This is a genomic window from Bacillus thuringiensis, assembly GCF_001595725.1.
Taxonomy (GTDB): Bacteria; Bacillota; Bacilli; order Bacillales; family Bacillaceae_G; genus Bacillus_A; species Bacillus_A thuringiensis_K.
Genome location: NZ_CP014282.1, coordinates 2,222,965 through 2,249,129, shown reverse-complemented (window position 1 = coordinate 2,249,129; position 26,165 = coordinate 2,222,965). Strand labels below are relative to the sequence as shown.

The window sequence follows — 26,165 nt, the reverse complement described above, 5'->3', positions numbered from 1 at the left end:
ATATCTATATGATTAACTTTTCACCTTGCTATATAAATTAAGCAAATTTTCAATTTGAATACCATTTATTTCCATACCGACTATATCACAATTTTCTATTTCAATATTTTTCAGATTACTGTTACTTATGGTGCTACCTTCCAAGTCACATTTATCGAATACAATAGGTTCCTTCTCATCTCCGAGACTTGTATTTTTGAATTGTACTCCACCTAAAGTCACCAAATTAAATTTACTGCCAGAAAGATTTAAATCTGCATATGATGAACTTCTAAAATTTATATTTCTAAACTTTGATTGACTTACATTGCAATTACTCATATTCGTATTCATTATATTGTTACCAACAAATGAACTGTTTTTTAAATTCACTTGATAATACCCTGTATTTGCTAAATTACAGTTTTCGTATTGACTATTTTTCATATCTTTATTTGTAACTACACTCTCTTTGTTTGAGCTTGTTTTTATTCTTTTCACGTAACAATACTCATCTTCCGATTCAAAAATCATTTGGTAGCCCATCTTTTTATAAAAGTGATGATTATTAATTTGTCTACTAGATGTTTCGAGATCCCAAATCTTTATGTTTGGATATTCCTTTTCTATTAATTTCATAACATGTGATCCAATTCCTTTTCCTTGATAAACAGGAGCTACAAAAATACGATCAATTCGACCGTACGACTTACCAGAAATCGTAACTATTATCCCTCCAATTATTTCTTTATCCATTACAACTTTGAAAGAATCCAATTCTTCAATGGAATATTCCATCATTTCAACTGAAGAATACCCTGGCGGTTGAATGTTATAATCAATGACATCATCTTGGCCGTATAGCCATTGTTTTGCTTCTGCATCAAATGTTCTTTTCATTATTTCTGTTAATTTCTCAGCATCTAAAATTGTAGCTTTTTCTATAGATATTCTCGTCATTTTCGTTTTCCCCTTCATTATTACAAACCAACCATTTTTGTGAATGGCATAATTATCAATTCACTTTTGTTTTTAATGCTTTTCCCATTATTACATATGGAACATCATTTGTACTTGGATGAAATGGCTCCAATACATTTATCCAATCTAATCTTTCATATAACGAACGTGCTTTTTCATTGTTTATTTGTGTTGTTAAAACACTCGTTCTATTTGGAATCCCTTCTAGTAATTCATTATGTAATTTCGTTCCAAGACCTTCATTTTGATATTGTGGGTGGACTGCTAACTCTACAAATTCAAAACAATCTTGTAACCATTCGTCTACTTGCTCTAGATGTAACGCTTCTCTCATTAATTGATTATAGTACTGTCCCTCCATTGAGCGATAACCATAAGTAAAGCCAACTACTTCATTTTCATCATTTATTGCTACTATACCTTTAAAACCTGTATATTCTATATGCCTATTCATTCGCTCGATCATTTCATTGAAATTTATTTTCTCAAATACTTTACAATACAATTTTGCCATATCCCCAATTAAGATTTCATCTTTTTTAATGCTTACGAATTTCACTTTATCCCCCCCTGTTAAACATTTATATACTTAAAATTTTAAAAACAAAGAAAATTAATACTAATCACTCTCTTTACTATTAAACTACAAATCACCCTATATTTTCCACAATTACTTAGTATTAATGAATAAAAGAAGAGACCATGTAATACCAACATGGTCTCTTCTTTTATTCATTTTCAATTTTATCCCGCTATTTGCTGGGCAGTAAGACCCCCACCTCAAAATTCAGCGAAAGCAAAGAAGTTAGGTGGGGGTCGGGCTAATAATCAGTGGGGGCTGAACAAAACCCCCACTGATTAAAGTTTCACTTTATATAATTAAAAATTAAATATTATTTAAGCCACTCGTTGCAAGTATTACTTAACTGCTGTAAATCTTCTATAAATTGACTCGCATCATATCCATCACAAACCGAATGATGTACTTGCAATGAAACTGGTAGCATAACCTTGTTTCCTTCATTAAAATATTTCCCACAAGTTATAATTGGCAATAGAAAATTTTCATCATTATTAATATTAAGATTAAATCCAGTAAAACTAGTCCAAGGTATACTAGAAATCGGAAATACATTAGGTGGAATATTTTCTTTCGTGAAAAAACCATGAACACTAGCATAGCATCTCATATCGTCTTCATAATTCTTATAGAAAGTGCGGAAATCACTTGAATAATCCGTCCATATACTTGAAAAAGACTTATCATCTTTATGAAAGATTGTATAACTCGGTATCATTTCCTCCCAATAGCCTAAAACTCCTTCATCGTTAAAACATGTTCGAAATTTTTTATGATTATTTACTACTCTAGAAATTAAATATATAAAAACGGGATAAAATTTTATTCCCTTTTGATATAATTCCTCTAATAACATCGTGATATCAACATTAACAGTCATACTAAATGTACATTTCAACTTTAAATAATGCTCAAAATACTGCTCTCTATTCCAATCTTCTCTATCAATTACATGAAACTTCATTCTAATAGCCTCCTAAAATTTTCTTTTTATTTTAGAAGGCTATTTCCCTTGCTTTCACCATAATTGTTCACTCCTAACAGTTTACATTTCACCCTAATTATTTATTTAATTATATAACATATGTAAGAATCAATTCACATATTTCTTGAAATCCATCCACATACTATAGATAAATCAAATGAAATTTGGAGGATACATACATGAATAACAAAAATATGAATAAAAAAGAAAATATTACTGAAAATACTACATCTATTCAAAATAATAATACTGCAAACCTTACTATTGAAGAACAAGCAATGAACGGCTTATACGGAATGCCCGAAACAACAATTGAAGATGCTGATCACGCTGCAGCTGATGATTTGACTTCAAAAAATTAATTAACTACATTGAAAAAGCCAAGGAAAATACCCTTGGCTTTTTTAACTATGCATCCACCTTTTGTATTTCTTCACTCTTTCTTGAAAGTTTACCTGGCCAAAAAGCAAATCGGCCTAACACAACTGTAATTGCGGGTACAAGTAACGGTCTTACAATAAACGTATCTAGTAATACGCCAATTGCAGTTACAATACCAAATTGAACTAATACTTGAATTGGAAGTGTACCTAACACTGCAAAAGTTCCTGCTAAAATTAAACCTGCCGATGTAATAACACTACCTGTTTGTATTACACCATTTTTTACTGCATCCAAGTGATTTTGTGTCTTTCTGTTTTTCCATATTTCTGAAACCATAAAGATATTATAATCTTCACCTAAAGCAACTAAAAATACGAATGCGTACAACGGTATCGCACCTTGAATGGCCGGCGCTCCCATACCGTAATGAAGTAATATCCATCCTGCTCCTAACGCTGAGAAGAATGATAAGACAACAGTTACAATTAAATAAATCATCGCAACAACCGATCGTAAGTAGACAAGTAATAATAAAGCGATAATGCTAATCATTACTGGAATAATTACTGATTCATCACGTTCAGTAATTTGCTTTGTATCATATAATGAAGCTGTTTCTCCACCAATCCACAATTGCTCTTCAGCATTACTAATCCCAGCATCTTTTAATAATTTTTCTACATTACTTTTCAATTTAGGAATTTGATCTAACGCTTCAATTGAGTATGGATTTTCCGCTAAAGAAACTTCATACATTTGTATTTGCTTATTTTCTTTTCCCTCTTTTGGCTCTTTCACTGTATTTATGAAAGAAAATTTCTCTAGTTCTTGTTTAATAGGAAGCTCTTTTCCTTTCGTATCAACAACAACTTTTACTGGTGCTAGTTCACCAGCTGAGAAATGATCACTAATTAACGTAAACCCTTCACGAGAAGGCATATCCTTTGGAAACGATTCTAATAAGTCATATGTGTATTGAATACGTGGTACGAACGAAGCCAATCCACCTAATACAAACACAGTTAGCATAATTATTGTCCACGGTCTTCGTACTACTACATCTCCAAGTTTTTTACTAAAGGAGCCTTTTGATTTTTCAACTTTTACAGCCCTCTTTTTCTTTCTTGCAAACTCCTCATTCATTGAAGTTGTTCTCGGTATAAACGGGAAAAATGCAATCCTACCGAAAATTAATAATAGTGCTGGTAAAATCGTTAAAGCCGCGATTCCCATTATAAATACAGCAACACTAAATGGTACTGCAAATCGATGAAAGGCACCATAATGAGCAAGTAATAATGTTCCCAAACCAAGTACAACAGTTAACGCACTCATTATAATTGCACCGCCAGAAGCTTTAATCGCAAGTTGTAATGCTTTATATTTACTTTCTTCTTCTAACAAGTACTCTCTATATCTCGAAATTAAAAATAGACAATAGTCCGTTCCAGCGCCAAACAATAATACTGTCATAATTGATATTGCTTGGGCATCTACTTTAATCCATCCGTGATCAGCTAAAAAACCGAGTGTAGGACTAATAATACCGTATGCAAAGCCAACAACAAGTATAGGTAAAATCGCTAAAATTGGTGAACGATACAGTAAAATTAACAAAACTAACACTAGTAGTACTGTAGCCACTAGCAATTTCACATCTGCTTGACTAAATAAACTAACTGCATCCGTTTGAATACCTACAGGTCCAGATAATCGAACATGTAAACCAGATTCACTTATTTTTTGTTTAAATGGATCTTCATCCACCTTACTATTCACTATTTCTCTAAACTCTTCAAGATTTCCTTTTAATATATCCGTACCAGCAGATTTATTAAAGAATACCGGTGTAACAAACGATGTACCATCTTTTGATGCACTTTTTGATAATACTTGCTCTGGGATTGTATCAAATGGTGGTAACGTTGATTGTTCTTTTAAAGGACTAACTTTTAACTCTTTATAAACGTCTTGTATGAGTTTATAATCCTGTGACTGTAATCCACCATCTCTATACCATACTACTAACAACGGATTCCCTGCATTATTCGGAAACTCTTTTTTCATAAGCGCTTCCGCTTGCTGTGACATAGCTGTTTCAGGTAAATTTTTTGGATTCGGTTCTTTCGTACTGTTTACTTGTGGTAACGTAAATGAAAGTAATAATGTAATAAGAACCCACACCGATAAAGTGATCCATTGCGTATTTTTTCCTGCTACAAGCCTCCCTAACATATGTAACGGGTGCTTTTTCATAAAAACCCACCTTCCTTTTTTCCTTCATTATTAATTATATATACTGGTAGGTTAATTAATCAAGAATGATTGAAAATTATGTTATAATTATCTCAAGAATAAATGTCAGGAGCGAATGGATTTGGAACAAAAACAACGTCCTCTCGGAAGGCCACGTCAAAATAAAAATACAAAATCTACAAAAGAAACCATTTTAGAAGTGGCAACTCGCTTATTTCTTACACAAAATTATCAAGTCGTTTCTATGGATGAAGTCGCAAAAGTTTGTGGTGTTACGAAAGCAACCGTCTACTATTACTATTCAACAAAAGCCGATTTATTTACCGCTACTATGACCCAAATGATGATACGTATACGAGAGAATATGTCTCAAATACTCTCTACAAACAAAACTTTAGAAGAAAGATTATTAGACTTCGCCAAAGTTTACTTACACGCAACGATGGATATTGATATGAAAAATTTTATGAAAGATGCTAAACTGTCGTTATCTGAAGAACAATTGAAGGAATTAAAAAATGCTGAAAATAATATGTATGAAGTGCTAGAAAAAGCACTCGATACTGCGATGCACATGGGAGAAATTCCGAAAGGAAACGCTAAATTTGTGGCTCATGCTTTCGTATCTTTATTATCAATTGGGAATTTTAAAGATGAAAATCACAATCCTATTCTGGCAAATATAGATGAATTAGCACAAGAAATCGTTTCTTTTTATTGGAATGGGTTAGGTCATTCATATTAAACTGATTTACTTTAATAAAAGAGCATGTTTAATTTTTTCAAACATGCTCTTCTATAATTTATTTATATACTAATAACCAGATTATACTTCAACGTCACTTAACAAAAAACTCCATTTTAACTTTACAAATTTTGAAGTTGAACATTTATATTCTCCTTACTTAATCCCCCATGGTAACAAACTACAGATTCAATATGTAAATTTAAATACTTCTTCAAAGACTGCTTTGCTTCCTTAATATTTATAGTTGTTGGGGCGTGAATTCCTCCTAACATCCCATTCACACTATACATAGAGTCTCCTGCAATAAGAATTTTGCTTTGTTTCAAATATAAACTAATATGACCCGGAGTATGCCCTGGAGTATGAAGAATTAGTATTCCACCGCAATACGGAAGTTCTTGCCCGTCAATCACAGTATCACTCACTTTTCCTTTTGGTCGGTTCTCTACATTTCCGTCCTTCAATAAAGGTAAATCCCCCTCGATATATGGCTTATCTAGTTCGTGCGCATAAACTTTAATATTACTTCGACAGCGCTGCAACAATTCTGGCAGACTACCTATATGATCAATATCCTGATGCGTCAAAATCACGACTTTTAACTTATCAAATGATACCCCAATCTTTTCCATCTCTACTTGTATATCTTCAATTTGTCCTGGGAAACCCGTATCTATTAATACTGCCATTTCATCATCCCATAAAAGAATTGGATGAATAACAAATTCTTGAAATTCAAGTTGTAACATTTCTATCCCTTTAGCAATCTCCATACAGCCATTCTCCTTTATATTGAAGTTTGAAAATATGTACGAGTAAACTGAAAATATAAAGTGAAACTTTAATCCGTGGGGTTTTACTACCCGACAAATAGCGGGATAAAGCACCTCTATCTTATAATATGTTTTGTCATCCCAATAGAGAATGCTTCAAACCCTATAGATTCATAGTAAGATTGCAATTTTTCTACACACATAAGTTGTGGAATAACCTTATTTTGTTCACAGTGCTGGATTAATCGTTTCACTATTTCTTTTCCGATGCCACTAGACTGATATTTTGGCAATACACCAACTCCACAAATAATGCCTGTTATGACTCCATCTGATATGACACGCCCCATCCCTACTAACCTCTTATCATCAAAAACATAAATTGCATACCAACTTTGCTTACACATTCGTTCTAACTCGTTAACCGTTAATTTAAGAGAATTCCATCCTAAAGATTCGTATAAGGATAATAATCCATTAAAATCTGTAGGATGTTCACTTGTGTAGCGTATACTATTTTCCATGTCAATACTCCCTATTCTCAGGCTTGTTTTTATTTCATAAAATTCCCTTTACACAAATCTGATCGATGTAAAAATAACTAGAATAAACTTCAATAAGAAAGATAGAATTCCTTCTCAATATAAAATAAAAAGAAGTTATCTCACTTAAGATAACTTCTTTTATATAAGACTCTCATTATATTATCAACCAAAAAATATACAACTGCATACGATTAGCACAAACAAAACTAATAAACCATTTGAGAAATAACCCATTGAATACTACCCCTTTATTAAATTATGTAAAAGATTTTATCATAAAATGATTTACAACTTAATAACTGAAAAAGACATTGTATTCATTAGTTATATACGTTTAGTAATATTTTATTTTCGGTTATATTCTCGTTGCCTAAAACCACTACTCAAACACATCGAATTCAATCCACATAACTTCAAAATCAATAAATTTATTTTTAAGTCATAGATGTTAATCTTAATAAAACAAAAGGCAGGAACATATTTGATATGTACAAAATGTTCCTGCTTTTTATTATGGGGTACCAGTTCATAACCATCTAGCTAAAATTTTCATCACATCACAATTTTCTATGAAAATCCAATGCATTTTTGAAGAAAAATAACCCAAATAAAAAATTACAATAAGCTGCCCATAAGGATAGATTATTTATCTAATTATCGTCATAGGCAGTAAAATAATATCAAAAAAGGAGGGGGAATTAGTTTTTTATTTTCATAAACTTTAATAAATCATCGAAAACTTCTTGTTGATTTTGCCATAGTTCAGGCAAGTTATCTAGGGGAAAAAATTTTAGCTGTAAGCTTTCTTCGTTATCAGTATGTAATGTTCCATGAAAATCTTTACAAATATAAGTTAATTTCACTAAGGCAACTTGATCACCGTTAGATAGCTTTTTTTCGTATTTTTTTCCAGAATACACATTAAAAAATTCAAGTTTTCCTAATTTTAAACCAGTTTCTTCAAACACTTCTCTTCTTGCTGTATCTTCAACTGTCTCGCCAAATTCCATAAACCCGCCAGGATGTCCCCATTTCCCATTATCAGATCGTAATTGCAGAAGTACTTCATTCTTTTCATTCACCACAAAACAACCTGCGACCACCATAATTACTTTTTCATGTCCAACCATATTTCTTAAATAACTTATATAATCCATGTGTTTCAGCTCCAATATAAATAATTTCATAGAAAGTTATTTTGTCCCATTGCAGTACTGATTATCAGAAATGATGTTCCATAAAACACAATCAGGATGATATTCCTATATCATCCTGATTGTACCATTAGCAATTACACTTATAAACAATGAAAATAGGGATGAATACTTATTCATGACTGTTTAACATAACGTATCATTATTGGTAGCAAGGAAAAGGAGGAACACTTACTCTCATAAGAATTCCTCCTTTTTTATTCTAGGGATCTATACATTTTTTATAAATTTCTATTCTGGTTCCATTTTATGGATCTCGTTTGTTATTGAATTATCCGAAAAACTGTATAAAATTTCGTATACTCTTAGCTTGAGGGTTTTCTGAAATACTAGCGATCCTCCCTATCGTTCCAAAAACTCAATAATCGTTTCACATACTTTATCCGTCTCCTCGATATCTGGGAAATGTCCACTATTTTCAAATATAACAAGTTTACCATTTTTCAATTGTCTCGTTATTCTATAACTCATTCCTACACCCGTGTTATAGTCATGCGCTCCAACTATGACACACGTATCAATTTCTAAACCTTTAATACGCTCAATAAGCGGTAAAGATGATTTTGTTCCAAAAATAACTTTGCTCATCTTCCCTGTATTACTTAACTGACTTTCCTCCCAAAGACTCCGATTTAGCTTTGCAAATTCTTCATTTTTAAACAATAATCGATCTACAGCTTTTGTATCAACTATACTCCAAACTTGATTATACCTTTCTTTTAAAGGAATTTCTGACTTACTTATTATCAATATTTCTTCTTTCATTTCCCCTTTCGTTACTTGTAGAAAACCTTCTATCTGCACAGTATACATATCATTTAAATCATCTAACGATGGTGCTTGTAATACCATTTGTTCAACATTTTTCGGATATTTCAAAGCATACTCTAAACAAAGTTGTCCACCAAAAGAATATCCTAACAAATTTATCTTCTCTACATGTAATTGCTTTCTTAATTCCTCTAAATCTTCGACTAGAGTATTGATTGAGTACTCACCGTCATCTTGTGGTGCCTCACTTCTACCACATCCTCTTTGTTCATAATAAACAACAGTCATATTCTCTTCTAACCTCAACCCAAGTGTTCTTTCGAATACATAATGATTGCCACCTGGACCACCATGTGCAATAATGAGAGGAACTGTATTATGAGCTGCCCCTGCAACTTTACACCAATGCAATACCCCATTGATTTTCAAATAGTGTACACCATCTTGCAACATTAACTGATTCATTTATCCTCTCTCCTCATCGCTCACTTATTACTATCTAAATGTATAAGTTCTGACCATTCACACTTTTTCCCTTTATATTCTTTAGACACTATCCTCATTTATATGAATAGCTTTCTTATTCAAAAATAGATTTTTAAAAATTCCTACTCCCACAATTAATAAACCTATACCAACTAATTTATTTACTTGTAATGGAATGCTCTCCATTCCAAATAATCCGAATGTATCAATGCATAACGCAACAACCAATTGAGTAATAAGACTAATTAGCACCGTATATGCTGGACCTAAGCTCTTTATTGCACCCATTATGCAAATAATTAACCCGATGCCAAACAGTCCACTTACATAAAACAAATAATTTGTAGTATACACTTTAATGTTACTACTGTTTTCTGTAATGATATAAAATAGAATAGAACTAATGAGACCTATTCCAAGGACACATGTAGTCGTTAACCACTGTCCTACATTTTCATTTACTTTTGCATTAAAAACAGATTGTAAGCTAATTAATATTCCTGCTAATATGGCTAAACTAAATCCAATCAAAATCTTCCTCTCCCTTTCATTGCTCATATATATTATCTTTAGCGACTTCCTTCATTCTAGAAAAATCCTTAATTACAATAACTCCATTACTCTTTTCAATTAGTTTTTCATTATAAAATCTTTGTAATACCCGAATTACGTGCCTATAACTTACCCCTATAAAATCTGCAATACTCGTTACCGAAGTTGCATCCAAATCCCCTTTATACATATTCCCGTTACTATCTGTTGAAATTGAAAGTAAATAACTAGCTACACGTACTTCTACAGGATACAGTAAATTAAGAGCAGTAAAACGAGTCGATATTTTTAACGTGTTCGCAATGTTTTTAAGCAAGAACTTCATAAATATAGGATCATGTAATAACTTGTTTCTAATAACCGTATTAGAAATAGAGATTGCTACAACATCTGAACAAGCTTCAACGACATTATGTGCTTTGCTATTTTGAATTAATTCAATATCACCAACAATGGCCAATGGATTGATAAAGCGAAGAATTAGTTTCTTCCCTTCAGGTGTAATCGTATAAACTTTTACTTTACCTTTAACAACAAAATATAAACGATCCATTTCGTCATCTATATTGCAAATAAGCTCGCCTTTTTCAAAGTGATTTATTTGAAAATACGCTGTATCTATTTCTGAAAATAACTCGAGCGTTTTATTGTTTTTTAAATAATGCGTAATTAAACTTGATCTATCCCACATATTCATTTCCCCCCTTTCATTCACATATTAAATACAACAATACCTATAATCATTACTATTGTTCCCACAATATGATATCTCTCCATCTGTATCTTTTTTATATGAAACAGTCCTTTCATTTCAATAACTGTTGCCGTTAACAATTGAGCAACCATTAGTGTACCAGCTGTCAATGTAACTCCTAATGAATATATCGCCATAGTTTCTGCACAAATAATGAATCCACCAAATGCACCCGCTGCTAAATATATTTTTTTCACACTCTTTAAATCCGTTATTTTCTCTTCTTTCTTTAACAAAAATACAGTTGTTGCAATAATGAATCCAATTAAATGGGTTATAATACTCGTCGACCATATACCGATATGTGAACTAAGTTTCGCATTAAAGGTTCCTTGAAGTGTTATAAATATCCCCGCAAAAATAGCAAATATAATACCTTTCAAAAAATCATCTCCTCATCTTTTATTTCTGACTTAATTAAAAGCTATAATCCTATAATGGCAAAAGGACAAATGTCACATCACTATGAAAATAACTAGGAATGAACAAAAAACCACACCTCAAAAATGCGAGATGTGGTTTTTATTTGCATATAATGTTTTTCAAATTATAATTACGCTACATTAAAAGATTTCTTTTTCATAACAAACTTTGCAAATAAGAAACGCACAAGCGGTCCCATAATAATTAATTGTAATGGATATGCCATTATGAAATTTTTAATAAAAATTGAAACATAAATTGAAACAAATGAATCTCCTTGTAGTCCACCATGTAAATGCATCATAGTCATACCGAAAAATGACATAAAGAACACCATTCCGATTACCATAGTTGTCGCCATCGCAACGATAATATTTATTTTCTTAGATTTATCAAATGGTAACATAAATACAATTTTTTTCGCACAAGGTCCAACGATACATATTTCAATTAATAGCGCAATAATAAATCCAATCAATAGTTCTAATGCAATCTCTTTAATATAAATTGGTCCTCCTGCTTCATTCATTAGTAAATTGTAAAACGTCATTACGATAACCATCCCAAGGCACATCATCATGCCAAATTGGAGGTTTTCCTTTCTTGTTGTTGGCAAATTTCATCATCCTTTCTCTTTGATTCTTTGTCATTATATCGACATTGGAAACCCCTTCGTAAGTGAACATTTTGTGAACAAACTTAAAACGTTTTCATATATTCTCTTTACTTTCATCTCAAATTCTAACTTTTACTTATAAAGGTTTTATATATTTCGATGTTGAATTACTAAATTTAAACATTACTACTAGGAGGAGAACCATGAATGAACAAGAATTTTTCGTATATCATATCGTAACAAAGAAAAAAATGCATATCGGACAAATCATTCCTGTTAACAAAAATCAACACAATACTCTATATCACTTCTTTTTTGAAAGAGAACAATTAAATGCTAGTGGTGAAGATGGCATACAAATTTTAAATAATCACTATAAAAATGAAGAATTACATATAAATAATGAAAATGCTAAAGTAATTATGAGTTATATAGATCAAACAGTTAGAGAAACAATTGCAGAAATGGTTAGACTACAAGAATTCCCTAAATACCCTTCCAGGTTATCTTGCTTATATGCTGCTAAAAGCTATGAAGATGCTTTAAAATGGAAAGCATTATTTGATTCTTACAATCGAGAAGTTTTACAGATTGTTAAACTACGAGTAATCGGAAGTTCTTTTGAAGGTGACGGTAATCTTTTACCGAAAGAAGATGGTATTCCTTTTTCTCAAAAATTCGAACAAGCTAGAGAGTATTGGAAAGGAAATATTAGAAATGAGCTTCCTGAGCTACTGATTAATGGAGAAATTGAAGTTGTGGAAATTGTTGATGACTTCTCCTCAATTCATATTTAATTTCTAACTAAATCATATAGGATGGAGATTACAATGAAGAAAAAAGTGTACTTCAATCATGATGGCGGCGTAGATGATTTAATTTCATTATTTTTATTACTTCAAATGGAAAACGTTGAGCTTACCGGTGTATCTGTTATCCCAGCAGACTGCTATTTAGAACCCGCAATGTCTGCCAGTCGTAAAATTATCGATCGCTTCGGCAAAGGTAATATTGCAGTAGCCGCTTCAAACTCTCGCGGGCAAAACCGTTTCCAAAAGACTGGCGGATGCATGCATTTTATGTAGATGCTTTACCAATTTTAAATGAGTCTGGAAAAGTTGTAACACCCGTGGCGGCAAAACCCGCGCATCATCATTTAATAGAAATACTTCTACAAACGGAAGGAAAAACAACTTTATTATTTTCTGGGCCCCTAACTGACCTTGCTCGTGCATTATATGAAGCTCCCATAATCGAAGATAAAATTGAACGTCTCGTTTGGATGGGTGGTACATTTCTTACAGCAGGCAATGTACATGAACCAGAGCATGATGGAACAGCTGAGTGGAATTCGTTTTGGGACCCTAAAGCAGTGGCTCGTGTATGGGATGCAAAAATTAAAATCGACTTAGTGACACTAGAAAGTACAAACCAAGTTCCGTTAACTATAAACATACGTGAACAGTGGGCAAAAGAACGAAAGTATATTGGTATGGATTTCCTTGGTCAATGCTATGCAATGGTTCCCCCTCTGGTTCACTTCTCAACGAACTCTACTTACTATTTATGGGATGTACTAACTACCGCGCTTGTCGGAAACACTAACCTTGCAAAAACTGAAACAATTAATAGTATCGTTCATACATACGGACCAAGCCAAGGACGTACAGAGGAAGCTGCTAATGGACGACCTGTAAATGTCGTTTATGATGTAAAACATGATGCTTTCTTTGAATATATTACTGAATTAGCAAAGAAAGCTTCTATCTGAACCCCTATAAAGTGATATAACTTCAGATAACGAGCCCTAATTTTAGAAATTGGTTGTAACTAGATATTTAACTATTAAAAAGAGTATTGAATTAAATTTCAATACTCTTTTTGTGCAATTTAATTATATTTGATTAATGTAGTGTCTTACAGATTATTCATTTCGTAACCATTGACAAAATACGTTATTGTTTCTAGCTCATCTTCATTCAATTCTCTATCTAGCTCTTGTTTATACGCTGCCTTTATCTTCTCTTCATCGCCTTTATAAGCTTCTGTATATGTTCCTACTGTTTTTAGCAAATGAATTTCTTGTAAAAACTCTTCTCGATTTATAGCTGTCCCATGAGAAAGAATATATGTCTCAGCATCAAATTTCTCTAATTCATCTATTAATGCAAACGTTCTTTTCGTCGTATAGTTCCACTTCGAAGAAAAAATATCTGCATATATACAGTCTCCTAAAAACAATATCTTTTCTTCTTTTATGTACATAACAACAGAATCATGTGCATGATCTCCGCCCACATGTTTTAACACGCATGTCACTTCACCAAGGTCTAATTCCATTTGATCCTGGAACGTTAAGGTTGGAGGAATAATGTTAATATTTCTCGCTTTTTCTTCAAACTCTTTCTTGATGCAATCCGCACAAAATTCAATTTCAGTACCCTCTTTTACGCGTGCATCCAACGCTTTATCTGTCCATTCATAAGATACTATTGCCTGCATTTCTTTTTTCGTTTCAGCGTGCGAAATAGTTAATGCATTCCGTAATACGGATAATCCAAAAATATGGTCCCAATGCCAATGCGTTAGTGCTACAAAATCAGGAATCGATACATTTTGTTCTTTTAACATTTCTAAAAATAATTGTGCATGTTCTTCTGAATTCCCTGCATCAATCATTAACGTTTTTTTTTGTCCAACGACCATTCCTAAGATAGGTCTATCTGTTTCAGAAACAGGTGTCATATACCAAAATGAGTTTCCTATTTTTTTAATTTGTTGCATAACCAATTCCCCTTTTCATTTTCTCACTTAAAATTAATATATAAATTATAACGAATCACTACTTTTTTCTCTATAATCAAACACAATTACTTGGACTAATCTAACTTTCCTTTTCGTAAGCTAAAAATAAGGGAATAGAATCGGAGTGTGATACTATGGAACGTTTATGGATTCCAATGATTGTAACATTTTTTTCGTTCGGTGGATTACTATTAGGAGGTGCTGTTGGAGTAGCAACACGCCAACTTATTGAAGAAAAGATGCATCGTTTATACGCATTATGTGGTGGTATTTTACTTGGGCTTTTATCCCTTGAAATTATTCCTGAAACATTTTCAAGCTACGAAATAGTTGGGCCTATACTTGGTATAGCTATCGGTATTTTAGTTATGAGCTTATTAGATAACTATTGTCACCATCCAATGATACATAAAAAAGATCAACAAGCATGGCAAACCTTCCTTTTTCTCTCTTTCGCTATATTTATTCATAATATACCTAGTGGATTTGCGTTAGGTACAGCTTTTATAAATCATAATGACTCTGCCATTCCCTTTTTAATAGCAATTGTCGTTCACCATATTCCAGAAGGATTAGCTTTAATTATTCCATTTCTTTTTACAAAACATAAATATATTTCCTTTTTATTAACGACTTTATTACTTTCTCTTATTCTCGGTACTGGCACAGTTTTTGGAATTTTGATGGAAGGAAAAGCTCTTCATCTGCAAGGGCTCATTATGGGAAGTGCTATCGGTTCACTTGGATATGTCACAATTCATGAAATGCTTTGGAAAGCTAAGAAACAGCTCTCTTTCCTTACATTTCTAATGTGGGCAACTAGTGGTTTTCTCCTAATAATAGCGTTTACTCTACTAGCTGGACATCACTAAATTAAACAAAAAAGATAGCTGAAAACAATTTGTTTTCAGCTATCTTTTTTATTCTTTCTATCTCTCTATAGAAAGAATAATTCCAACAATTATAGAACTAATTCGCTCTAAAATATTCCCTAGAAAAAACGTGCATACACTTTGTTTCCAACTAACTGTAGTATTTCTTTCATACTTCAGATCGTTTCTCTTACTAAAACATTATCATTTTAGTAATTTATTAGAAATAATATTATATTTTTCGACCATTATCCAATCTTTTCCTTCTTTATAAAAAACATAAAAAAGAGCCCTTATTCTCAACACAAGGACTCTTTTCATAAACTATTTAGCTACTTCTTCTTTCGGCATTACCATACCTTTATAAAGTTGAACAGTTATCCAGTAATACATGAAATAAATGACTAAGAAAATCCCTATCGGCACCCATACTTTTACAAACGGGTCAACTAATATAAAGCTGAATAAGTTAAGCCCTACTAATACGTGAGAAATGCCAATGATCGCTGGGAAGATAAATAAATATGAAATTTCTTTATATATACTTTTCGTTAACATACTACGTCTTACACCAATTTTTCGTAACATTTCATAACGGCGTACATCACGAGAAGCACCTGTTAATATTTTGAACATAAGGGAACTTGCCATCATTGCTAAAAAGGCAATTCCGAGGAAAAATCCCATAAACATTGTTCCGCTCATGAAGCTGTTCATAAACTGATAAATTGTCATTTTCGTAAATAAGTCTACCTTTTCACCTGTTGCTTTTTCAATTTGTGCTTTTTGTCTCTTGTCTATTTCGATCAATAACGGTTTATATTTTTTCATATCATCTACTTTTGCTAATGTTACAGTGTGTTCTGTTCCTTGAATTCCTTTATAATGCTCTTCGTCTGCAATTCTTACTGGTTTTCCGCTAAATTGATTATGCGTAATTTGTATCTCTCTTACAACTGCGTCTTCCCAATCCTTTGGCATATGAGGGAATTTTGCTAATTCAGGAGCCTCTAAAGCTGAATATACAGGTTCAGTTAAAGGTTCAGTCACACGTTTACGAACAGGCTCTTTTAACGTTTTTGTATCAAAATGGTCTGAAACAAGTGGTGGTTTCGCAGTTAAGTCGTTACGTAAATAATAAACCGCTTCTCCATCTACTTTATAGTTGTACTTGCTTTCTTCAACAATTTCCATTTCTTTTAAGGCAGCTTTGTCTTGATCATTCGGATCATGAATTACAACATCATATACACGAGAAAAGTCTGTCATAATACCTACATTTTTTTGGAAAGCCATACCTGCCGTCATCGCACCTGCGCCTAATGCAATTAACATCGCTACAGTACCTAATACTCTCGATAAACTATTTACTCGAAAGCGTAGCTGTGCATATGTAAAACTATTTAAGCCCGTTTCATTTCGTTTTTTATTCCCCTTAATTTTCATCACAAAAAATGGGAGTAATGAACTAAAGATAAAATATGTTCCAAGTGTTGTAACGATGGTTGCTATAATAAAACCTAATTCAGCATATATTTTTACATTGATCATAAAATAGTACCCTGTACTTACTAGTAATACACCAAGTACTGTCATTATTATAATGCGAGTTTTACTTTTCTTCACTTCATCTAGTGTTTCATCTTCACGAATTAACTCTAGTTCAGTTTTACGTAACAATCGGACACCGTTCATTAAGCCAGTAATGAAAAATAGTATTAAGAAGAAAATAGCTGTAACTAAAATTGCTGGTGTGTATACAGATGCATAACTACCTTTTGCTGAAATTTCCATTCCATTCATTAAAAAGTTTCCTGCTACACTTGCAAGTAACATCCCTACTAAAATACCGATAATAATACTGACAATACCCATACCGAATGTTTCAATAAATAATAACTGTGCTACTTTTTTCTTTTTTGCACCAAGCATCATGTACATACCGAGTTCTTTTCTTCTTAACGTGAGTAAGAAAGAGTTGGCATATATAATATAAAATACAGTAATGAAAGATAATAGTATTGCACCTACCCAAAAGACGAGTCTAATACTACTAATTAGGCTATTATCTTTCGTAAATTCACTATTCATCGCCATCGTTTGGAACATGTAGAAAATACTAATACTAATAACGAGGCCAATAAGTAAAACCATATAATCTTTTAACATCTTTTTCATACTATGACGTGATAATTTAAATAACATAGTTTCGCCCCCTACTTAGACTCAGCAGCTGAGCCCATATGAGCGAGCACACCTAAAATGTCTTGATAGAAATTCTCTCGAGTGCCTTGACGATTTAATTCTTTATAAAGAAGACCATCTTGAATAAATAAAATACGCTCACAATAACTTGCACTAAATGCATCGTGTGTAACCATTAAAATACTTACATTGTGATTTTCATGTAAATCTTGCATCGCTTCTAATAAACTTTTTGCATTTTTACTATCAAGCGCTCCTGTCGGTTCATCTGCTAATACAATTGCTGGATTATGTACTAAAGCTCGTGCTGCCGCTGTTCTTTGCTTTTGTCCTCCAGAAACAGCCGTCGGATATTTTTTTAAAATTTCAGTGATGCCTAATTTCTTCGCAACGTCATTTACCTTCCCAGTAATCTCACTTGATGGTACGCCTTGCAAAGAAAGTGGTAAAGCTATATTTTCATAAATTGATAAGTTTTCTAGTAGATTAAAATCTTGAAAAATGAAACCTAATTTTTGAGAGCGAAAATCAGATAACGCATTGCCCTTCATAGAAGTAATATTTGTACCAGCTATCGTCACACTACCACCTGTCGCTTGGTCAAGTGTACTTATCACATTAAGTAACGTCGTTTTTCCAGACCCAGAAGGTCCCATGATCCCGACAAATTCTCCTTCTTTAATACTTAACGATACACCCCTTAATGCTTTTGACTGATTCTCATTTCTTTTTCCATACGTTTTTTCTACACTTTCTACAGTAACTACATTTGCTGACATCTCTTTCACTCCATCCCTTTTGTATAAAATTAATTTCTCACATATTTCTTATTATTTTGTCATGTAAATCCTTAATAATTTTTTAATTATTCATTCAATAAGAGTTACACCCTTAACATGAATCTATTTCCTATTTCCTACTTCATATTCTCATTTTTCTACAACTCGTTCCCTCGATTTCGCTTACATTTACCTTACATTTTTGTAAGATAAAAAAGAACACACACTAATTTCTAATAGTGTGTGTTCTTTACCATCAATATTTTCTATTCTTTATTTTCTATTCTTTATTTCCTCTTCAATACTTGCCACAAATACATCTAGCGCAACAACTTCTGACTTCTCTTCCCCATATTTACGTACATTTACAGCTCCTTTTTCCATTTCCTTATCGCCAATAACAAGAACATACGGTACTTTTTGCATTTGTACTTCTCTTATTTTATATCCTAGTTTTTCATCTCGTGCATCTTGTTCAACACGAATCCCAGCTTGTGCTAATTTATGTGCAACCTCACTGGCATATTGTTCATGTACTGCATTTGAAACTGGAATGACTTTCACTTGAACTGGTGCCACCCATGCCGGGAACGCACCTCCAAAGTGCTCAATTAATATCGCTAAGAAACGATCTAAAGATCCTAATACTGCCCTGTGAATGACAACTGGTCTTCCTTTTTCATTCTTCTCATCTATATAATTTAAATCAAACTTCTCTGGCATTTGGAAATCTAGCTGGATTGTACCGCACTGATGACTTCTATTTAAAGCGTCTTTAATATGAAAATCGATTTTCGGTCCGTAAAATGCACCGTCACCTTCATTTAGTCTATATTTATAATTCAATGAATGTAATACATTTTCTAATGACGCCTCTGCTTGCTCCCATAACTTATCATCCCCCATTGAATCTTCTGGACGAGTAGAAAGCTCTACTTCATATTCGAATCCAAAAGTTTTATAAACGTAATCAATTTGCGCCATTACGGATTTAATTTCATCTTCAATTTGTTCTGGTGTTACAAATAAATGAGCATCATCTTGGCAGAAAGTACGTACTCTTAATAATCCATTTAATGCCCCGCTAAATTCATGTCGGTGTACCTGGCCGAACTCACACATACGAATTGGCAATTCGCGATAAGAGTGTAATTTATTTTTGAACATTAACATATGTCCTGGGCAGTTCATTGGTTTTAATGCGAAGCTTTTATTATCCACGTCAGAGAAATACATATTGTCTTTGTAATGTCCCCAGTGTCCGGATTTCTCCCATAACTCTTGGTTCATCATAAACGGAGTACGTACTTCTTGATACTTATACTCTTTTTGAATTTCTCTTAAAAATGCTTCTAATTCATTTCGGATAATCTGTCCTTTCGGTAAATAAAATGGCATTCCAGGAGCCTCTTCAGAAAACATAAATAACTCCAGCTCACTACCTAATTTGCGATGATTTCTCTTTGCTGCTTCTTCAACGAAATGTAAATACTCTTCTAATTCTTTTTGAGAAGAGAATGCAACGCCATATATACGCTGAAGCACTTGATTGTTACTATCTCCTCGCCAATATGCACCTGAAACGTGAGTTAATTGGAAGGCTTTCAAATAGCCTGTTGACGGTAAATGTGGTCCTCTGCATAGATCTACAAATTCACCTTGTTTATATAGTGTTACACTTTCCCCACTAGGAATTGCCTCTAACAATTCTAATTTCAGATGATCATTCATTTCTTGAAACAATTTTTTTGCCTCTTCTCGTGAAACTTCAACTCGCTCTATTTTTATATTTTCATTTATAATTTTTTTCATTTCTTTTTCGATTTTCGGTAAATCTTCTACATTTACACTACTCGGAAGATCCATATCATAATAAAAACCATTTTCAATAACAGGTCCTACTCCAAGATTTATATCACCATACATTCTTTTTACGGCTTGCGCTAAAATATGTGCCGCAGAGTGTCTTGCAATTTCTACACCTTCATTTGAATGTATAGTAATGATTTCCACTTCCGCATTTTCTTCAATATTTCGGCGTAAATCATATAACCCATCATTTACTTTCCCCGCGACTGCTTTCTTTTTTAAACTACTGCTAATGGATCCCGCAATTTCTTCTAAAGTAATTCCTTTTACAAATTCTTTCACGCTACCATCTGGAAATTTAATTTCAATCATTTGTTCTTTCATTTTTCATCTCTCCATTTCATAATAAAAAGCACACTCATCCCTAAAATAGGGACGAGCGTGCTTATACCCGTGGTTCCACCCAGATTCCCATTGTGAACAAACAATGGCTTCTTTTACGGTAACGTCGTTTATACGGCACTAGATACTTAATTTCCCCAGTGCAGCTCTAAGGTGGTAAGTTATTTTTCTGCGTTAGGAAGTTCTCAGCTTTCCTTCCTTCTCTGTATAACCGGGGAAAATAACTCGTGTCCTTTTCTTCGCTTATTATGAAATTGAATGCAAAAAAAGCATATTCATCCCTAAATATAGGGACGAATATGCTTATATCCGTGGTTCCACCCAGATTCCCATCACAAAAAACATAATGGCTTCTTTTGCGATAACGTCGCTTACACGGCACTAGATACTTCGTTTCCCTAGTGCAGCTCTAAGGTGGTAAGTTATTTTTCTGCGTTAGGAAGTTCTCAGCTTTCCTTCCTTCTCTGTATAACCGGGGAAAATAACTCGTGTCCTTTTCTTCGCTTTTGTAAAACATCCATTTATTGTTATTTAATATATCTTATTCATTTTATTTTTGCAAGTGTTTAAAAAAATTATTTATTTAATTTAAAAAAGTGAAACCAAATTTTTTTGGTTTCACTTCACAATTTTACCAATCTTGTGGTTCGTAATTTAAGTCTGCAAATAGACGTCTTTTCTCTTTCTTCGTTAAATCTCTCCACTGTCCAACGGGTAAATTATTCAATTCAATATTCATAATTCTCGTACGTTTTAACGTGTATACTTGATAACCTAAAGCTTCACACATACGACGAATTTGACGATTTAGCCCTTGTGTTAAAATAATTTTGAACTCATATTTTGATAACTGTGTGATCTCACAAGGAAGTGTTTTCGTTCCTAAAATTTTCACACCAGCTGCCATTTTTTCTAAGAAATCAGGTGTAATAGGCTTATCTACTGAAACGATATATTCTTTCTCATGTTTATTTTCAGCACGTAAAATTTCATTAACAATATCACCATCATTCGTTAACAAAATTAAACCGTCTGAGTCTTTATCAAGACGTCCAATGTGACTAATTCGTAAAGGATGGTTCACTAAATCGATAATATTACCTTTTACAGCTTTTTCACTCGTACATGTAATACCTACTGGTTTATTTAAAGCGATATATACATGATCTCGAGCAATTCGAAGCTGCTCTCCATTTACTCGTACATCATCACCTGGGTTCACTTGGTCACCAATTTTTGCAACCTTACCGTTAATAATTACTCTTCTCTCATTAATTAGTTTATCCGCTCCACGTCGAGACGCTTTTCCAGCTTCACTAATAAATTTATTGATACGCAAATTAGGCACATCCTTTTCTAAAAAAATTTCAAGCTCACACTGCTTCTACCGTACAATACAAAAGGGTAAGCCTCCTATTATAACTTAAATATATTAACATGAAAGGGTATATAACGTCTTCTATTAATTACTTGTTTATAAGAAAATATCTTTATTATACATTCATTTATGCACTTTTTCTTTGTTTAATATACAAGCCATTCTTCCTTACATACAGCTTGTTTTCCTTTTATCTCTTCTGTATCTTCATGAATATTAGCTAATTTATATAAATCTGGGAAAATCTCGTCCACATAATGTTGATGCGTCTTTTCATCTTTCCAATACGTTAACACTATGTAACGATTTTCATTTTTTAAAGACTTCCCAACTACTCCACCTAACATTCCTTTTGCTTTTCCATTCCTTTATTCCAAATTGTTTCTTGCTTATGTAAAAAATGATTTTCCTTTTCCACCTTTACATCACATATAGCAACTCTTACGAATGATCCTTCTGTAACAACGTCTTTTAAATGCGTATCAGTTATATCATACAACGTTTGAAATAATTCAATTTCACATGAAAGAAACGTATCCTCTTGATTACTATTTAAATAAATTGTATCGTGAGCACCATTCATAAATGATTGATATGCATTTCGATTTTCCCATAAAGTAAATACACATGCCTCATCTTTATTCCATCCACCAAATTGTCCATGAAATCCATCTAGATGCTGTATATCGCGCCATTTTTCTTGTGCGTTTGAAAATAACTCTTTTTTCTCTTCTTCCACTTGACAGTAAATTGTTTTTAGTAACATTTTTAATTCCCCCTTAAGATATAATTTATCTTCCACTTACAACTTTTAATTTACATAATATTTTTATGGTCTCTTCGATGCTTTTTATCAACATATAGAACTTATCATATTTATCACTACATCTATCAAACCATCTATCTAATTTTATTTCAAATAATTCAGAATCAAAAAAAGATGTAACCCTTAACGAATTACATCTTTATCTTATCTCCCATATTCACCTTTTTCTCAAATAAATAATACGTTAGTTCTCCCGGATAATGTATTACAGTTACATTCCTCTCCCCTTTTTTAAAAGTAACAGTATGCCCGTTTTCCCCTAAGTTCTCCCATCCACTGGCCTTTGTAATAGGCATTACACTTATATATTGATAGTCCTCTTCCTTATCATCGTTAATATGAATTGCTGACATTGGTACTGGAAAACCTTTAATTTTAGATTCTTTATCCATAAATATGAATGCAATTAAACCAACTAATAACATAGCCATTGAAATATTTGAAACCAATTTTCTTCTATTCATTTTCACTAAAATCCTCTTTTCTCGCATATAACTTTCATCATTTTACTAACTTTAATTATTTATGTATAGAAAAGAAATAATTTAAATTATTTCTAGCCTATTTTCTCTACTTTAAGCAACATTATTGTTATATATTATAATTATAAGTTTTTAAATTTTGGAGGCGTTACATATTGCAGAAATTACTTTTTACTAAATGGACAGTTGTTATTTCTATTTTCATCATTTTCGGTACGATTCTCTACGCTACTAATGTTAAAAATAACAATGAAAAAGCAACTGTAGAAACAGCGGATACAAAAACTTTCAAAACTAAATTACAGCCTAAAATCAATGAATTGACTACTCATTATAATGACATCATCGAAAAAGATTGGTTACCTGCCTGGGAAGAGATTAACACGAATGGAGATTCAGTAGATCGAAATAAACTATTAGTTACAATGAGTGCTGTTTCGAAGCAGTACGAAACAATTATGAACGAAATAGACACGCTTAAAATTGAAGAAAACATAACAGATATAGATATACAAAAACAACTACTTCAATTCACAACTCAGTTTAAATCCGCATCAAATTTCATGAAAAATGCAGCAAATTTAATTATAGACGGAGCAAATAACTCTACTCCAACCAATGAAACTATTGAAAAAACAAAACAAGCTTTAGGACTTGCGGATCAACATATTGTCATCGCTTTATCTACTTTAAATGAAGTTAAAGATAAATTAGGAATTACAAAAAAATAAAACTATTTACTATTTTAAAATAAAAAATGATTGCAATTCACAATTTGTATGTCTATAATGTTTTTATTGATTTACAATCAATGTGTTTATAAATTTTATAATTCGGATGAACCATTCAGGAGAAGGTCTATTGATCTACCGACGGGGCAAAAAGTTGTTATACCAACTTTGAAACTCTCAGGTCTTGGTTACAAGTAGAACTGCATGGGGACGAATCTCTGGAGAGACTCCCTCTCGCTTTCATAGAGCGCGGAGGAAAACGAGCACCGAAGGAGCAAATCCGCTACTTTAGCGGATAATCTCTCAGGTAAAAGGACAGAGACAAGCGAAAGAAAAAGCCGATTGTATCGGTTTATTTTTCTATCCCTTGTTTCTCCAGAGACCATTTCATTTACTTGAAGTGGTTTTTATTTTTTCTAAATAAAGGAGAATAAAGATGGAGACAGTAAGTAAAGTATTAGAACAAATGAATCAATACGTGTGGGGATTACCAACTTTGTTGCTACTCGTTGGAACTGGTATCATTCTCACAGTGCGTTTGAAAGGTTTACAGTTTAGTAAACTATTATACGCTCACAAACTAGCATTTAAAAAATCAGAAGATACCTCTTCTTCTGGAGATATTAGTCACTTCCAAGCACTTATGACAGCTATGGCCGCAACGATTGGTATGGGAAATATCGCTGGTGTTGCAACAGCTGTTACAATTGGTGGTCCTGGTGCAATATTTTGGATGTGGATTACCGCTTTATTCGGTATGGCAACAAAGTATGCCGAGGCAATACTTGCAGTGAAATACCGTGTTAGTAATGAAAATGGTGAATATTCAGGTGGACCAATGTATTATTTAGAGCGTGGTTTAGGTAAGAAATGGCTTGCTATATTATTCGCTATATTTGGTACAACTGCTTCTTTCGGTATTGGTAATATGGTGCAATCTAACTCAGTTGCAGAGGCAATGCGAATTAATTTCTCTTTCCCTCCTGCTTTAACTGGTATAGTAATGTCATTTTTAATCGCAATTGTTATTTTAGGCGGTGTAAAAAAAATCGGGAAAGTGACGGGTTATGTCGTTCCGATAAAAGCTTTCTTTTATATAATTGCTGGTCTTATAATTATTTTCTATCACTACGACCAAATTCCAGAAGCATTTTCACTTATTTTTTCTGGTGCATTTAATGGTACGGCAGCTGCTGGTGGTTTTATTGGGGCAACAGTTGCATCAGCTATCCAAATCGGAATGGCGCGTGGTGTATTTGCGAACGAAGCTGGTTTAGGGAGTGCACCAATTGCTGCTGCGGCTGCAAAAACTGATTCGCCTGCAAAGCAAGCTTTAGTTTCAATGACTGGTACTTTTCTAGATACGTTTATTGTATGTACAATTACAGGACTAGTATTAATTACTACAGGCGCTTGGAAATCTGCTAAAACTGGCGTTGAAGCTACAACACTTGCATTCCAATCTGTATTCGGTACTGCTGGTAGTATGATTCTCGGTATCGCAATTATTTTATTTGCCTACTCTACTATTTTAGGCTGGTCGTATTATGGAGAAAAATGTGTAGCTTATTTATTCGGAGAAAGTGCAGTTAAATATTATAAAGCAATCTTTATTGTCATGATTGCAATTGGTGCTAATTTAAAACTAGGAATCGTATGGACATTTGCTGATATTGCAAATGGACTTATGGCAATTCCAAACTTGATTGGTCTAATTGGATTAAGTAGTATTGTTGTTGCTGAAACGAATCGCTTTTTACAAGCAGAGAAATTGAAAGAAAGTAATAAAAAACAGGCAAGTTAATCTATGAAAAAAGGAATGACTCATA

General features: G+C 32.8%; 24 protein-coding genes, 2 pseudogenes, 1 riboswitch and 2 other annotated features. Of the genes and pseudogenes, 7 read left to right on the top strand and 19 right to left on the bottom strand.

Annotated elements, in window-relative coordinates; translation table 11 throughout:
* Positions 1–12: 12 nt before the first annotated feature.
* The 3 genes from AXW78_RS11445 to catA all read right to left on the bottom strand — a co-directional run bounded on the left by AXW78_RS11445 (position 13) and on the right by catA (position 2,504).
* Entirely contained in the window at positions 13–957 is a 945-nt protein-coding gene (locus AXW78_RS11445) for a GNAT family N-acetyltransferase (protein WP_061884142.1), read from the bottom strand.
* A 37-nt stretch (positions 958–994) separates the two neighbouring features.
* The gene (locus AXW78_RS11440; RefSeq protein ID WP_000673978.1) at positions 995–1,519 is read right to left on the bottom strand and encodes a GNAT family N-acetyltransferase; all 525 of its coding nucleotides are present in this window, start codon (positions 1,517–1,519) and stop codon (positions 995–997) included.
* Between the two features lie 334 nt (positions 1,520–1,853).
* Positions 1,854–2,504: a type A chloramphenicol O-acetyltransferase gene (catA, locus tag AXW78_RS11435; protein WP_000668527.1), complete on the bottom strand. Its 651-nt coding sequence runs from the start codon at positions 2,502–2,504 to the stop codon at positions 1,854–1,856.
* A gap of 200 nt (positions 2,505–2,704) precedes the next feature.
* Here catA and AXW78_RS11430 point away from each other — a divergent pair, with 200 nt between their 5' ends.
* Complete coding sequence (locus AXW78_RS11430) at positions 2,705–2,887, top strand: DUF4021 domain-containing protein (protein WP_001060656.1); 183 nt, start codon at positions 2,705–2,707, stop codon at positions 2,885–2,887.
* Positions 2,888–2,933: 46 nt separating this feature from the next.
* On the opposite strand, the gene AXW78_RS11425 is transcribed toward AXW78_RS11430, so the two are convergent.
* Positions 2,934–5,165 carry an MMPL family transporter gene (locus AXW78_RS11425; RefSeq protein ID WP_061884141.1) on the bottom strand — a complete coding sequence of 744 codons (2,232 nt, stop codon included), beginning with the start codon at positions 5,163–5,165 and terminating at the stop codon, positions 2,934–2,936.
* Between the two features lie 121 nt (positions 5,166–5,286).
* On the opposite strand from AXW78_RS11425, the gene AXW78_RS11420 reads away from it, so the two are divergent.
* The gene (locus AXW78_RS11420) at positions 5,287–5,910 is read left to right on the top strand and encodes a TetR/AcrR family transcriptional regulator (protein WP_000436039.1); all 624 of its coding nucleotides are present in this window, start codon (positions 5,287–5,289) and stop codon (positions 5,908–5,910) included.
* A gap of 122 nt (positions 5,911–6,032) precedes the next feature.
* On the opposite strand, the gene AXW78_RS11415 is transcribed toward AXW78_RS11420, so the two are convergent.
* The 8 genes from AXW78_RS11415 to AXW78_RS11380 all read right to left on the bottom strand — a co-directional run bounded on the left by AXW78_RS11415 (position 6,033) and on the right by AXW78_RS11380 (position 12,047).
* Positions 6,033–6,686: an MBL fold metallo-hydrolase gene (locus tag AXW78_RS11415; protein ID WP_000401468.1), complete on the bottom strand. Its 654-nt coding sequence runs from the start codon at positions 6,684–6,686 to the stop codon at positions 6,033–6,035.
* A 116-nt stretch (positions 6,687–6,802) separates the two neighbouring features.
* Positions 6,803–7,210 (bottom strand): GNAT family N-acetyltransferase, encoded by a 408-nt coding sequence (locus AXW78_RS11410; RefSeq protein WP_000431735.1) that lies wholly within the window; start codon positions 7,208–7,210, stop codon positions 6,803–6,805.
* 719 nt (positions 7,211–7,929) lie between these two features.
* Positions 7,930–8,388 carry an NUDIX hydrolase gene (locus AXW78_RS11405; protein WP_061884140.1) on the bottom strand — a complete coding sequence of 153 codons (459 nt, stop codon included), beginning with the start codon at positions 8,386–8,388 and terminating at the stop codon, positions 7,930–7,932.
* Positions 8,389–8,787: 399 nt separating this feature from the next.
* Positions 8,788–9,681, bottom strand: a complete 894-nt coding sequence (locus tag AXW78_RS11400) for an alpha/beta fold hydrolase (protein ID WP_061884139.1) — start codon at positions 9,679–9,681, stop codon at positions 8,788–8,790.
* Positions 9,682–9,762: 81 nt separating this feature from the next.
* Positions 9,763–10,233 (bottom strand): DMT family transporter, encoded by a 471-nt coding sequence (locus AXW78_RS11395; protein WP_061884138.1) that lies wholly within the window; start codon positions 10,231–10,233, stop codon positions 9,763–9,765.
* Positions 10,234–10,249: 16 nt separating this feature from the next.
* On the bottom strand, positions 10,250–10,945 hold the full coding sequence (locus tag AXW78_RS11390) for a Crp/Fnr family transcriptional regulator (protein ID WP_061884137.1): 696 nt from the start codon (positions 10,943–10,945) through the stop codon (positions 10,250–10,252).
* 20 nt (positions 10,946–10,965) lie between these two features.
* Positions 10,966–11,391, bottom strand: a complete 426-nt coding sequence (locus AXW78_RS11385; protein WP_061884136.1) for a DMT family transporter — start codon at positions 11,389–11,391, stop codon at positions 10,966–10,968.
* Between the two features lie 170 nt (positions 11,392–11,561).
* Positions 11,562–12,047: a DUF2798 domain-containing protein gene (locus tag AXW78_RS11380; RefSeq protein ID WP_061884135.1), complete on the bottom strand. Its 486-nt coding sequence runs from the start codon at positions 12,045–12,047 to the stop codon at positions 11,562–11,564.
* 203 nt (positions 12,048–12,250) lie between these two features.
* On the opposite strand from AXW78_RS11380, the gene AXW78_RS11375 reads away from it, so the two are divergent.
* Positions 12,251–12,844: a DUF2441 domain-containing protein gene (locus tag AXW78_RS11375; RefSeq protein WP_061884134.1), complete on the top strand. Its 594-nt coding sequence runs from the start codon at positions 12,251–12,253 to the stop codon at positions 12,842–12,844.
* 21 nt (positions 12,845–12,865) lie between these two features.
* Positions 12,866–13,818: pseudogene (locus AXW78_RS11370) on the top strand (nucleoside hydrolase).
* Between the two features lie 146 nt (positions 13,819–13,964).
* Here AXW78_RS11370 and AXW78_RS11365 read toward each other — a convergent pair.
* Positions 13,965–14,831: an MBL fold metallo-hydrolase gene (locus AXW78_RS11365; RefSeq protein WP_046946323.1), complete on the bottom strand. Its 867-nt coding sequence runs from the start codon at positions 14,829–14,831 to the stop codon at positions 13,965–13,967.
* A gap of 155 nt (positions 14,832–14,986) precedes the next feature.
* Here AXW78_RS11365 and AXW78_RS11360 point away from each other — a divergent pair, with 155 nt between their 5' ends.
* A complete protein-coding gene (locus AXW78_RS11360; RefSeq protein WP_046946324.1) occupies positions 14,987–15,724 on the top strand; it encodes a ZIP family metal transporter in 738 nt (245 codons plus the stop codon).
* Positions 15,725–16,048: 324 nt separating this feature from the next.
* On the opposite strand, the gene AXW78_RS11355 is transcribed toward AXW78_RS11360, so the two are convergent.
* The 6 genes and pseudogenes from AXW78_RS11355 to AXW78_RS11330 all read right to left on the bottom strand — a co-directional run bounded on the left by AXW78_RS11355 (position 16,049) and on the right by AXW78_RS11330 (position 23,587).
* The gene (locus AXW78_RS11355) at positions 16,049–17,929 is read right to left on the bottom strand and encodes an FtsX-like permease family protein (protein WP_000897849.1); all 1,881 of its coding nucleotides are present in this window, start codon (positions 17,927–17,929) and stop codon (positions 16,049–16,051) included.
* 11 nt (positions 17,930–17,940) lie between these two features.
* On the bottom strand, positions 17,941–18,708 hold the full coding sequence (locus tag AXW78_RS11350; protein WP_001275722.1) for an ABC transporter ATP-binding protein: 768 nt from the start codon (positions 18,706–18,708) through the stop codon (positions 17,941–17,943).
* Between the two features lie 273 nt (positions 18,709–18,981).
* Complete coding sequence (thrS, locus tag AXW78_RS11345; RefSeq protein ID WP_061884133.1) at positions 18,982–20,901, bottom strand: threonine--tRNA ligase; 1,920 nt, start codon at positions 20,899–20,901, stop codon at positions 18,982–18,984.
* Between the two features lie 44 nt (positions 20,902–20,945).
* Positions 20,946–21,168 (bottom strand) — a binding site (T-box leader).
* A 37-nt stretch (positions 21,169–21,205) separates the two neighbouring features.
* Positions 21,206–21,429, bottom strand: a binding site (T-box leader).
* Between the two features lie 121 nt (positions 21,430–21,550).
* Complete coding sequence (rluF, locus tag AXW78_RS11340; RefSeq protein WP_001222158.1) at positions 21,551–22,258, bottom strand: 23S rRNA pseudouridine(2604) synthase RluF; 708 nt, start codon at positions 22,256–22,258, stop codon at positions 21,551–21,553.
* A 185-nt stretch (positions 22,259–22,443) separates the two neighbouring features.
* Positions 22,444–23,063 (bottom strand): annotated as a pseudogene (locus tag AXW78_RS11335) (DUF4937 domain-containing protein).
* Positions 23,064–23,254: 191 nt separating this feature from the next.
* Positions 23,255–23,587, bottom strand: a complete 333-nt coding sequence (locus AXW78_RS11330) for a hypothetical protein (RefSeq protein ID WP_002164008.1) — start codon at positions 23,585–23,587, stop codon at positions 23,255–23,257.
* Between the two features lie 173 nt (positions 23,588–23,760).
* Here AXW78_RS11330 and AXW78_RS11325 point away from each other — a divergent pair, with 173 nt between their 5' ends.
* Both AXW78_RS11325 and AXW78_RS11320 read left to right on the top strand, forming a co-directional pair.
* Positions 23,761–24,336: a hypothetical protein gene (locus tag AXW78_RS11325; RefSeq protein ID WP_001170893.1), complete on the top strand. Its 576-nt coding sequence runs from the start codon at positions 23,761–23,763 to the stop codon at positions 24,334–24,336.
* A 208-nt stretch (positions 24,337–24,544) separates the two neighbouring features.
* Positions 24,545–24,665: riboswitch (glycine riboswitch) on the top strand.
* Between the two features lie 107 nt (positions 24,666–24,772).
* On the top strand, positions 24,773–26,140 hold the full coding sequence (locus AXW78_RS11320; RefSeq protein WP_061884132.1) for an alanine/glycine:cation symporter family protein: 1,368 nt from the start codon (positions 24,773–24,775) through the stop codon (positions 26,138–26,140).
* Positions 26,141–26,165 lie beyond the last annotated feature (25 nt).

What these genes read in the sequence shown, in the direction of transcription:
- AXW78_RS11350 (WP_001275722.1), bottom strand. Translation starts at nt 18,708, where the DNA reads ATGTCAGCAAATGTAGTTACTGTAGAAAGTGTAGAAAAAACGTATGGA.
- AXW78_RS11425 (WP_061884141.1), bottom strand. Translation starts at nt 5,165, where the DNA reads ATGAAAAAGCACCCGTTACATATGTTAGGGAGGCTTGTAGCAGGAAAA.
- catA (WP_000668527.1), bottom strand. Translation starts at nt 2,504, where the DNA reads ATGAAGTTTCATGTAATTGATAGAGAAGATTGGAATAGAGAGCAGTAT.
- AXW78_RS11375 (WP_061884134.1), top strand. Translation starts at nt 12,251, where the DNA reads ATGAATGAACAAGAATTTTTCGTATATCATATCGTAACAAAGAAAAAA.
- thrS (WP_061884133.1), bottom strand. Translation starts at nt 20,901, where the DNA reads ATGAAAGAACAAATGATTGAAATTAAATTTCCAGATGGTAGCGTGAAA.
- AXW78_RS11360 (WP_046946324.1), top strand. Translation starts at nt 14,987, where the DNA reads ATGGAACGTTTATGGATTCCAATGATTGTAACATTTTTTTCGTTCGGT.
- AXW78_RS11415 (WP_000401468.1), bottom strand. Translation starts at nt 6,686, where the DNA reads ATGGAGATTGCTAAAGGGATAGAAATGTTACAACTTGAATTTCAAGAA.
- AXW78_RS11445 (WP_061884142.1), bottom strand. Translation starts at nt 957, where the DNA reads ATGAAGGGGAAAACGAAAATGACGAGAATATCTATAGAAAAAGCTACA.
- AXW78_RS11365 (WP_046946323.1), bottom strand. Translation starts at nt 14,831, where the DNA reads ATGCAACAAATTAAAAAAATAGGAAACTCATTTTGGTATATGACACCT.
- AXW78_RS11410 (WP_000431735.1), bottom strand. Translation starts at nt 7,210, where the DNA reads ATGGAAAATAGTATACGCTACACAAGTGAACATCCTACAGATTTTAAT.
- AXW78_RS11355 (WP_000897849.1), bottom strand. Translation starts at nt 17,929, where the DNA reads ATGTTATTTAAATTATCACGTCATAGTATGAAAAAGATGTTAAAAGAT.
- AXW78_RS11430 (WP_001060656.1), top strand. Translation starts at nt 2,705, where the DNA reads ATGAATAACAAAAATATGAATAAAAAAGAAAATATTACTGAAAATACT.
- AXW78_RS11330 (WP_002164008.1), bottom strand. Translation starts at nt 23,587, where the DNA reads ATGAATAGAAGAAAATTGGTTTCAAATATTTCAATGGCTATGTTATTA.
- AXW78_RS11400 (WP_061884139.1), bottom strand. Translation starts at nt 9,681, where the DNA reads ATGAATCAGTTAATGTTGCAAGATGGTGTACACTATTTGAAAATCAAT.
- AXW78_RS11390 (WP_061884137.1), bottom strand. Translation starts at nt 10,945, where the DNA reads ATGTGGGATAGATCAAGTTTAATTACGCATTATTTAAAAAACAATAAA.
- AXW78_RS11405 (WP_061884140.1), bottom strand. Translation starts at nt 8,388, where the DNA reads ATGGATTATATAAGTTATTTAAGAAATATGGTTGGACATGAAAAAGTA.
- AXW78_RS11320 (WP_061884132.1), top strand. Translation starts at nt 24,773, where the DNA reads ATGGAGACAGTAAGTAAAGTATTAGAACAAATGAATCAATACGTGTGG.